Genomic DNA, 9,134 nt, shown 5'->3' with positions numbered 1-9,134 from the left:
TCGTCACGCCCTTGAGCGTCAGCGTTCCGTCGGCGACGTATTTGTCGCCGCCTTCATGGCGGAAGCTCGTCGCCTCGAACACCGCCTTCGGGAAAGACGCGACGTTGAACCAGCCCTCCTGCGGCAGATAGGCGTCCTTCTGCTGTTCGCCGGTGACGCAGCTCGCCATGTCGATGGTGACCTTCACGGAGGAATGCGCGAGATCGTCGGGATCGAAAACGATATCGGCGTCGAACCCGCCGCAATGGCCGGTAAAGACGCTCCCCCCTTGCGTCCCTTCCCAGGAAATGGTCGCGGGGGTCTTCTCCGCCGTCCAGCCGGTGGCGGCGCGCGCCGAGGACATCGCCATCCCCGTCATCGACATCACGAGAACGAGCGATCGGAAAAAATGCGTCATCGGGTGCTCTCCTTGGCGCGCGAGAAATGAACTCTGGACGGCAGCATCCGCAGCATCACGCCGTCCCTGTCCCAAAAATGATGTTTCAGCGCCGCCGCCGCATGCAGCGTGACGAGCGCGATGCCGCTCCAGGCAAGCCCTTCGTGAACGATCGAGGCCACGCTCCCGATCGTCGCCTTGTCGGGATGCGTCGCCACGAAGCCGAGATGCGGCAACGGCACGAGCCCGTAAAGCACGGTCGGAATGCCGAGCGGCGACGCCGACACGATCACCCATCCCGTCAGCGGCATTGCAATCAGGATTGCGTAGAGCCCCCAATGGGTAAGCCGCGCCGCCACCCGCTCGAAAGGTGTGAGCGTCGCCGGCAGCGCGGGCACGGTGCCGGTCGCGCGCCAGGACAGCCGCAAGGCGACCAGCGCGAAAATGGTGACGCCGATCGACTTGTGGAGCTGATAGAGCGGAAATTTGAGCGGATCGGTGAGCGCGAGCGCCGTCATGGTCAGGCCGAGCCCGATCATGGCGAAGAACAGCACGGCGATCAGCCAATGCAGAAAAACGGCGACGAGGCCGAAACGGATCTCGCTATTGCGAAGCTGCATGAGCCTTCGTCCTTGCCCTGCCCGCCCCCGCGCACAATGCCCGGAGCGTGCCGCCTTCCGCAATGCGGAAGCCGGTCACGAATGCGTGAAATGGGGGTGGCGGCACCCCGATATAATGAGGATATCTTTTATTTTTGCATGACGTCGCGGCAAAGCGCCTTCCACCGGGAAAAGGGCGCCCCCTTGCCTCCCCGCGAGGAAAGGCAAAACTGTGGCCCGCGCCCCACATCGGCGAAAATCATGGCTTGGCGTACCCGATATGGGCCCCGGAGCCGTTGTTGGCGGCGGCGGTTTTCGCTATCGAGGGGAACCCGCACAGTTCCGTTCCCTCCTGGCAATCCCTCAGATGTCCCAGCCCGCCCTCGCCACGGCCACCTTCTTCGGCGCGACGAACGACCGCCGCTCACCCGAAAGCGTCCGCTTCGAACAGCTCCGCAACGCCATCTGCGGCGCCCGCGCCTTCATGGGCCAGCACGAGCTTTTCTCGCCGCTCTTCGCCGAACTTCTGCCGACCATCGGCGTCGTCGAGCCCGATCGTCTGGGCATGAGCCTTCCCGTCGTTCTCGCCGGCGAACATCTTGCGGCGGTCGCCGCGCGCGACATACCGGGCAACGACTTCCTCAACATGATCCGCGAGGATATGCGCCCCCACGCCTACCGGACCAGCATCGAGATGATTACGCGCCCCTGCGGCGTGTGGGAGCGCATCGTCGCTCTGTCTACGGACAATTCATTCTTCGAGTTCGAGGTCACGGGCTTTCCGGTCGTCGACGAGGCGCGCGACGCCTGCCAGATCGCGTTCCTGGTCCGCGCCTCGACGAGCGCGCTCGCCCATCCGGCCGAATATGTCGCGGCCGTCGAGGAAGGGATCGAAGGCGGCTGGATCGACCTCGGCCACGGCATTCCCGAGCAGAGCCCTCTCGGCTTCCTCTGAGGTCAACCTTCGAGCGCGGTCCTGAGCGGCTTGGCCTGAACCTCGTCGAAGGCGACGAGCGCCACGCGCCGCGGAAATTCGTGCCCCGCCATATGAACCCGCACGGCATCGACCGCGATGCGCGCCGCTTGATCCGCCGGATAGCCGTAGATGCCGGTCGAGATCGCCGGAAAGGCGACGCTTTCAAACGACCGTTCGCACGCGATCGCCAGCGCGGCGCGATAGCAGGCCGCAAGCAGCTTCGCCTCGCCGCGTCCTCCGCCATGCCAGACCGGGCCGACGCAATGGAGAATCCACGCAGCCGGCAAGGCATATCCCTTCGTGAGTCTGCATTCACCCGTCGGGCAATGGCCGATCGCGCGACATTCGTCCGCGAGCCCCGGTCCCGCCGCCCTGAAGATGGCGCCGCAAACGCCCCCGCCCGGCGCCAGCGCGTCGTTCGCGGCATTGGCGATCGCGGTTGCATGCAGCCGCGTGATGTCGCCCACCACAATTTCGATGCCCGCCTCGATGGGTGTCATAATCACCTCGGCATGCTAGCGTCCTCGCGGCAACAACGAATCACGCCTGCGCGATGCGTGCTGCCGAGCGTGATCCCATTCGGAGGGCCCCATGTTGAATTATTCGCTGGAGATCGTCGGCGTCTATGTCGGTCTCAATCTCCTGATCAATCTCTTTCTCGCCTACCAGGTCTCCGCGAACCGCGTCCGCTCGAACGTGATGACCGGCACGGGCGAGGACGAGAAGCTCTACAACGCCAACCGCGCCCATGTGGTCAATGTCGAATATACGCCGATCGTGCTCATCGGTCTCGTTACGCTGCATCTTCTCTCGGCCTCGATCTATGTGATCCATGTCGCCGGCATCTTTCTGACCGCCGGCCGGATTCTGCACGCGATCGGCCTTCTCAACGCCGCGCGCAAATCGACGCCGCCCCGCCTCGTCGGCACGGTGCTCACCTGGGCGGGCCAGCTCATCGCCGGCGTCGCCTGCCTCTACTACGCGCTGATGTAGAAACCTTCAGGCGCGGGGACCTGCCGTCCTTTTCCCTTCGGGCTCCGACCTCTATATAAAGGCCGGGGCCCTTTTCATGCGGGCTCCTTCAAAAGAGAGCCCCGCCCGATGGCCGAAAAAAAACTCACGCCTTCCGATCGAAACGGCGTCCTCGATGCCGCCGCAATGCTGGTCGATCGCGCCTTGAAGGCCGGCGCCGAAGCGGCCGAAGCGATCGTCCTCGAAGGCCAGTCGCTCGGCGTCTCCTGGCGCCTCGGCAAGCTCGAGGATGTGGAGCGCTCGGAAGGCCGCGACGTGGGCTTGCGCGTCTTCATCGGTAAACGCCAGGCCGTCGTCTCCACCACCGATCTCTCGGAACGCTCGTTGAAGCCGCTGATCGAACGCGTCGTGGCCATGGCCCGCGTCGCGCCGGAAGACATTTACGCGACGCTCGCCGACCGCGATCTTCTGGCGCGCGAATTTCCCGACCTCGACATCGACGATCCGACCCCCGCGCCCTCCGCCGAAGCGCTCGCCGCCGCGGCCGGGGAAGCCGAAGAAGCGGCGCTCGCCGTCGAGGGCGTGACCAATTCCGGCGGCGCCGGCGCGCAATGGGGCCGCTCCGGCATCGCGCTCGTCACCAGCGAAGGTTTCTCGGGCAGCTATTCCGGCACGTCTCATTCGATTTCCTGTTCCGTCCTCGCCGGTGACGGCACCGGCATGGAACGCGACTACGATTATTCCTCGACGCGCCATCAGGCCGACCTCGACCGCCCGGCCGATATCGGGCGCTTGGCGGGCGAGCGCGCGGTGCGCCGCATCGGACCGCGCAAGGTCAGATCGCAATCGGTGCCCATCGTCTACGATCCGCGCGTCTCGTCGGGCCTTGTCGGCCATTTCGCCGGCGCGATTTCCGGCGCCGCCATCGCGCGCAAATCGAGTTTCCTCCAGGACGCGCTGGGCAAGCGCGTCTTCGCCGAGGGCATCGAGATCGTCGACGATCCGCATCGAAAGCGCGGCCTCCGCTCGAAGCCGTTCGACGGCGAAGGCGTCGCCAATCGCGCGATGAAGCTCATCGACGACGGCATGCTGACGACCTGGCTTCTCGACACCGCCTCGGCCCGCCAGCTCGGCCTCAGAAGCAACGGTCACGCGGCGCGCGGCACCGGCGGCCCGCCCTCGCCCTCGACGACCAACCTCCACATGGCGGCGGGCTCGCTCCCGCCGGAAGAGCTGATGGCCGACATCAAGGAAGGCCTCTACATCACCGAATTGATCGGCATGGGCGTCAACGGCGTCACCGGCGACTACAGCCGCGGCGCGTCGGGCTTCTGGATCGAAAACGGCAAGATCGCCTATCCGGTGAGCGAGATCACGGTCGCCGGCAATCTGAAGGACATGTTCCTCAACATGGTCCCGGCGAGCGATCTCGTTTTCCGCCATGCGACCAACGCACCCACCATTCGCGTCGAGGGCATGACCGTTGCAGGCACCTGAGACGCTCTTCACGCGCGCCGAGGATCGCGACCTGATGGTCGAGGCCGTCCGCGAGGCGGGCGCGCTCGCGCTCACTTTCTATCAGACCGAACTCAAGAAATGGCTGAAGCTCGGCGACAGCATCGTCACCGAGGCCGACATTGCCGTGAACGACCTCCTCGAAAGGCGTCTCGCCGTGGAACGGCCCGATTACGGCTGGCTCTCGGAAGAAACCGAGGACGACCCCGCCCGCCTCGGGCGCTCGCGCGTCTGGGTCGTCGATCCGATCGACGGCACGCGCGCCTTCGCCAAGGGCAAGCCCCATTTCGTCCTCTCCGTGGCTTTGGTCGAGGATGGCGCGCCTGTCATGGGCGTCCTCTTCAATCCGGCGACGGATGAATTCTTCGAGGCCTCCGCGGGCGGCGGCGCGACGCGGAACGGCATGCCGATCTCCGTCAGCGACCGCAGCGAGATCGAAGGCTGCCGCATGGCCGCGCATGGACCGATGTTCCGGCATCCCGCCTGGCCCGAACCCTGGCCACCGATGGACATCGTCGAACGCAATTCGGTCGCCTACCGCATCGCCCTCGTCGCCTGCGGCGAAGCCGACGCGGCGCTGGCGCTCACCGCCAAGAACGACTGGGACCTCGCCGCCGCCGATCTGATCCTGCGCGAGGCCGGCGGCCGCTTCACAACCCATGACGGCAAGCCCCTCGTCTACAACCGGGAGCTGCCGCGCCACAGAAGCCTGCTCGCAGCGGGGCCCCGTCTTTATGACGCCCTCTTCGAGCGGGTAGGGCATCTGGCGCTGCCATCTTGACGGGCTGTCGTGCTAAACTGATTCGGGTTTGACGCTTCGGCGGGGTAGTGCGCGTGTCCCAGCAACTTCTGCATCTCGTATTCGGCGGCGAGCTGAGCGATCTCGAGCGCACGGACTTCCGCGATACGTCCAATCTCGATGTCGTCGGCATCTTCCCGGATTACGCAAGCGCCTACCGGGCCTGGAAAGCCGCTTCGCAACGAACGGTGGACAACGCCCATATGCGCTACTTCATCGTCCATCTGCATCGTCTGCTCGACCCGGAAACGGAGCACAGAGAATGAACGGCGGGATCGAACCCTCGCGGCGCGGACAGACCCCGTCCGAACCGGTATCCGGGCCACCCGGCGCTGCTTTGTCGATCCTCCTCCTTTTTGGCTTTCTGGCCTTTGTCTTCGTCTTCGCGGCGACGGCCGGCTTCGTCACCTCGAACAACGTCGATGGCTGGTATGAGACGATCCGCAAGCCGGCGCTGACACCCGCTAACTGGGTCTTCCCGGTCGTCTGGAACTTCCTCTATTTCCTGATGGGCCTCTCCGGCTGGCTGATCTGGCGCTCGGCCGGAAGTTTCCCGGCCGCGGGCGCGCCACTGGCCATCTTTGCCGCCCAGGTCATGCTTAATTTCACCTGGAGCGTGATCTTTTTCGGGATGCACAGCACAGCCGGCGCGGCCATCGAGATTTTCGCGCTGCTCGCCGCCATTCTGGCCACGATCTTCGCCTTCTGGCGGATCAACCGCCTCGCGGCCGCGTTGCTGTTCCCCTACCTTGCCTGGGTGCTCTTCGCCACCTATCTGAGCCTGGCGGTCTGGCTTTTGAACCGCTGATAAAGAGGCCGGAGCAGGCGGAAAACTTAGCCAGGCCGGGCATTTACCTTATATAAGGCGGGCGCTAACGCGGTGGCGGCTGCAACCCCACCGTGATATGGTCCGGGCCGGAAAGCTGGCTCCATGCCGGCTTTGCCAATCTCCCATGCCCGCCGGCACATCTGACGAGGCCGCATTTTGAGCGACACGACCGCACCGGAGAAAAAAGCCGATGTGCACAGCAAGGGACATCGGAGGCAGGTCGTCGAGTCGGCGCAGGACGAGATGAAGACGTTCGACGTCCTGAAGCGGACGGCGACCGAATATCTCTGGCCGAACTGGCGCCTGGTCGTGCTCTCCCTGCTCGGCAGCGTCGTCGTCGCCGGCACGACGGGCATCCTCCCCTGGTTGATCCAGCAGGTCTTCGACGAAGTGCTGGACAACAAGGACATGACGAAGCTGGTGCTGATTGCCGTCGGCACCGTCGCCGTCTCCGCCTTCAAGGGCGGCGCCGCCTATACGACCAACATCACCAAGAACGCGATCGGGCAGAAGATCATTTCGGCGATCCAGTCGCGGATGTTCGCGCGCATCATGCGTGCCGACCTCGCCTGGATAGCGAACACCCATTCCGGCCGTTTCATCTCGAGCTTCATGACGGATGCCGGCCGCGTGCGCGACACCGTGACCATGTCGATCATCGACTTCACGCAGAACTTCCTGACCGTGATCGCGCTGATGGGCGGCATGTTCTTCATGAACTGGAAACTCGCGCTGCTCGGCTGCTCGGTCATCCCCTTCGGCATGCTCTACATGCGAAAGCTCGGCAAGAAGACGCGCAAGGCGTCGCGCCAGGGTCTCGAGGGAACGGGCGATCTCACCGCCCAGATCTCGGAGGCGCTCGGCGGCATCCGCGTCGTCAAGGCCTATAATCAGGAAGAGCGCGAGATCGCGCGGGTGACGGGTTCGGTGCAGACGGTGCTGCGCCATGCGATGCGCGGCTTCCGCGCCAAGGCCAAGGCGAGCCCGCTGACGGAATCGTTGTCGGGCGTCGGTATTGCCGGCGTCATTTATTTCGGCGGCCTCGCCGTCATCGACGCACATCTGACCAAGGGCGAGTTGATGGCCTTCATCTCCGCGATGATGCTCGCCTATCAGCCGCTGAAATCGGTCGCCAACACCCAGACCATCATGCAGGAAGGCGTCGCGGCGGCGGCGCGCGTTTTTCCCATTCTCGACATCGAGCCGAAGATCGTCAGCCTGCCCGACGCCAAGCCGATCGAGATCAGCGCCGGCGCGATCCGTTTCGAGAACGTCCACTTCGCCTATGCCGACGGTACGCCGGCGCTGAAAGGCGTCAGCATCGACGTGCCGAGAGGCCACACGGTCGCACTCGTCGGCCCCTCCGGCGGCGGCAAGAGCACGACGCTCAACATGGTGCCCCGCTTCTACGATCCGGCCTCCGGCCGCGTGCTGATCGACGGCCAGGATATTCGCGACGTGACGCTCCCTTCGCTCCGCCAGTCGATTTCGCTGGTTACGCAGGAGCCTTTCCTCTTCGACGACACGGTGCGCGCGAACATCGCCTATGGGCGTCCGGACGCCACCGCCGCCGAAATCGAAACCGCCGCGCGCAATGCCGCCGCCCATGATTTCATCATGGCGCTTCCCCGGGGTTACGACACCCGGGTCGGCGAGGCCGGCATGAAGCTTTCCGGCGGTCAGCGGCAGCGCATCGCCATCGCCCGCGCCATGCTGAAGAACGCGCCCATCCTGCTGCTTGACGAGGCGACCTCCGCGCTCGACACCGCCTCCGAGCTCCAGGTGCAGACCGCGCTCTCCGCCCTGATGGAAGGCCGCACGACGCTCGTCATCGCGCATCGCCTTTCGACCATCAAGCATGCGAACAACATCTATGTGATCGACGGCGGCCGGGTTCTCGAATCCGGCGATCACGCCTCGCTCGTCGCGCAAGGCGGTCTCTACGCCGAATTGTCGCGGTCGCAATTCGAGCGCGACATTCCCGAAGACGACGAGACAGCGCCGGAGGCCGACACCGCGGTCAAGGCCGTCGTCGCGCGAGCGTGAGATCGGGCATGTCGCTGGGCAAGCAGATCTTGAAGAGCGAAGGGATGCAGACGGCGGTTGCCTTTCTTGCCGCCCTGCTCATCAAGCTCGTCCGCCGCACCAGCCGCTTCGAGGTGCGGCGCGGCGACATCGCGGCCCGCTTCTGGACCGGTGACGAACCTTTCATCGGCGCGACCTGGCACGGACAGAACCTGATCCTGCCGACCTTCTGGCATAACTGGCGCGAGATGCGCATTCTCGTCTCGCGTCATGGCGACGGCGAGATCGTCTCGCAGATCATGCATTTCCTCGGTGTCGGCACGATCCGCGGCTCCGGCGTACCCAAGGGCGAGGAACGGCGCGAAAAGCACAGGGGCAAGGGCGGCGCCGGCGCGCTCCGCGCCATGGTGCGCGCGCTCGGCGAAAACATTTCGGTCGGCATGACGGCCGACCTGCCGCCGGGCCCGGCGCGCAAGGCCGGCGACGGCATCGTCATGCTGGCGCGGCTGTCCGGCTGCCCGATCGTTCCCGTCGCGGCGACGACGCGCGCGCGCGTGCAATTGAACAACTGGGACAAGTTCACGATCAACCTGCCCTTTTCCAAAGGCGCGCTGGTCTGGGGCGAGCCGATCTACGTGCCGCGCGATGCCGATCCGGAAACGCTGGAGGATGCGCGCCGCCGCGTCGAGGACGGCCTCAACGCCGTGAGCGAGGAGGCGGAGCGCATCGTCGGCCGCAAACCGAAGACGCAGGCCGCCGGAGCGACGGTCCTTTGACCGGCGCGGCGACCGGCAGCCCGGCCCCGGTCCGGACGTCGGCGGAGCGCCCCGGACTGGGCTATGCCGCCTATCGCCTCGCCACCCGCGCGCTCGGCCCAGCCCTGCCGCTACTGCTCGCGCTCCGGATGCGGCGCGGCAAGGAAGACGCGGATCGTCTCGCCGAGCGTTGCGGCATTCCCTCTCTCGATCGTCCTCATGGAAAGCTCGTCTGGATTCACGCCGCCAGCGTCGGCGAATCCCTCTCTGTTCTGCCGCTGATCGACC

The 9,134-nt window shown here is 65.5% G+C and carries 12 protein-coding genes; 9 read left to right on the top strand and 3 right to left on the bottom strand.

The features are described from left to right. Together VMR03_RS01540 and VMR03_RS01535 are read right to left on the bottom strand one after the other, a co-directional pair. Positions 1-397, bottom strand: a 397-nt coding sequence (locus VMR03_RS01540; RefSeq protein WP_325401589.1) for a YceI family protein, incomplete at its 3' end; no start/stop codon positions are given. Then, entirely contained in the window at positions 394-996 is a 603-nt protein-coding gene (locus VMR03_RS01535) for a cytochrome b (RefSeq protein ID WP_325401587.1), read from the bottom strand. The genes VMR03_RS01540 and VMR03_RS01535, both read right to left, overlap by 4 nt. Before the next feature lie 346 nt (positions 997-1,342). Between VMR03_RS01535 and VMR03_RS01530 the strand changes: the two genes are divergently transcribed. Then, on the top strand, positions 1,343-1,930 hold the full coding sequence (locus VMR03_RS01530) for a hypothetical protein (protein WP_325401585.1): 588 nt from the start codon (positions 1,343-1,345) through the stop codon (positions 1,928-1,930). A gap of 2 nt (positions 1,931-1,932) precedes the next feature. Here VMR03_RS01530 and VMR03_RS01525 read toward each other — a convergent pair whose 3' ends face one another. Beyond that, positions 1,933-2,451 carry a macro domain-containing protein gene (locus VMR03_RS01525; RefSeq protein ID WP_325401583.1) on the bottom strand — a complete coding sequence of 173 codons (519 nt, stop codon included), beginning with the start codon at positions 2,449-2,451 and terminating at the stop codon, positions 1,933-1,935. 91 nt (positions 2,452-2,542) lie between these two features. Between VMR03_RS01525 and VMR03_RS01520 the strand changes: the two genes are divergently transcribed. The 8 genes from VMR03_RS01520 to VMR03_RS01485 all read left to right on the top strand — a co-directional run. After that, positions 2,543-2,944, top strand: a complete 402-nt coding sequence (locus tag VMR03_RS01520) for an MAPEG family protein (RefSeq protein WP_325401581.1) — start codon at positions 2,543-2,545, stop codon at positions 2,942-2,944. A 108-nt stretch (positions 2,945-3,052) separates the two neighbouring features. Further along, a complete protein-coding gene (locus tag VMR03_RS01515) occupies positions 3,053-4,420 on the top strand; it encodes a TldD/PmbA family protein (protein WP_325401579.1) in 1,368 nt (455 codons plus the stop codon). Continuing rightward, the gene (locus VMR03_RS01510; protein ID WP_325401577.1) at positions 4,407-5,219 is read left to right on the top strand and encodes a 3'(2'),5'-bisphosphate nucleotidase CysQ; all 813 of its coding nucleotides are present in this window, start codon (positions 4,407-4,409) and stop codon (positions 5,217-5,219) included. The genes VMR03_RS01515 and VMR03_RS01510 overlap by 14 nt, the downstream gene beginning before the upstream one ends. A 53-nt stretch (positions 5,220-5,272) precedes the next feature. After that, positions 5,273-5,503 carry a DUF4170 domain-containing protein gene (locus VMR03_RS01505; RefSeq protein WP_325401575.1) on the top strand — a complete coding sequence of 77 codons (231 nt, stop codon included), beginning with the start codon at positions 5,273-5,275 and terminating at the stop codon, positions 5,501-5,503. Further along, complete coding sequence (locus VMR03_RS01500) at positions 5,500-6,045, top strand: TspO/MBR family protein (RefSeq protein ID WP_325401573.1); 546 nt, start codon at positions 5,500-5,502, stop codon at positions 6,043-6,045. Before VMR03_RS01505 ends, VMR03_RS01500 begins: the two co-directional genes overlap by 4 nt. A 177-nt stretch (positions 6,046-6,222) precedes the next feature. Next, on the top strand, positions 6,223-8,112 hold the full coding sequence (locus tag VMR03_RS01495; RefSeq protein WP_325401571.1) for an ABC transporter ATP-binding protein: 1,890 nt from the start codon (positions 6,223-6,225) through the stop codon (positions 8,110-8,112). 8 nt (positions 8,113-8,120) lie between these two features. Then, positions 8,121-8,867: a lysophospholipid acyltransferase family protein gene (locus tag VMR03_RS01490; RefSeq protein ID WP_325401569.1), complete on the top strand. Its 747-nt coding sequence runs from the start codon at positions 8,121-8,123 to the stop codon at positions 8,865-8,867. Next, positions 8,864-9,134 (top strand): glycosyltransferase N-terminal domain-containing protein (locus VMR03_RS01485; protein ID WP_325401567.1); only part of this gene is annotated, 271 nt, incomplete at its 3' end. The genes VMR03_RS01490 and VMR03_RS01485, both read left to right, overlap by 4 nt.

Origin of the sequence: Parvibaculum sp. (genome assembly GCF_035511255.1) — a bacterium.
Lineage (GTDB): Bacteria > Pseudomonadota > Alphaproteobacteria > Parvibaculales > Parvibaculaceae > Parvibaculum.
The sequence above is the reverse complement of the archived record's forward strand: the minus strand, read 5'-3'. Positions and strand labels throughout refer to the sequence as shown.

What these genes read in the sequence shown, in the direction of transcription:
- VMR03_RS01535 (WP_325401587.1), bottom strand. Translation starts at nt 996, where the DNA reads ATGCAGCTTCGCAATAGCGAGATCCGTTTCGGCCTCGTCGCCGTTTTT.
- VMR03_RS01530 (WP_325401585.1), top strand. Translation starts at nt 1,343, where the DNA reads ATGTCCCAGCCCGCCCTCGCCACGGCCACCTTCTTCGGCGCGACGAAC.
- VMR03_RS01525 (WP_325401583.1), bottom strand. Translation starts at nt 2,451, where the DNA reads ATGACACCCATCGAGGCGGGCATCGAAATTGTGGTGGGCGACATCACG.
- VMR03_RS01520 (WP_325401581.1), top strand. Translation starts at nt 2,543, where the DNA reads ATGTTGAATTATTCGCTGGAGATCGTCGGCGTCTATGTCGGTCTCAAT.
- VMR03_RS01515 (WP_325401579.1), top strand. Translation starts at nt 3,053, where the DNA reads ATGGCCGAAAAAAAACTCACGCCTTCCGATCGAAACGGCGTCCTCGAT.
- VMR03_RS01500 (WP_325401573.1), top strand. Translation starts at nt 5,500, where the DNA reads ATGAACGGCGGGATCGAACCCTCGCGGCGCGGACAGACCCCGTCCGAA.
- VMR03_RS01490 (WP_325401569.1), top strand. Translation starts at nt 8,121, where the DNA reads ATGTCGCTGGGCAAGCAGATCTTGAAGAGCGAAGGGATGCAGACGGCG.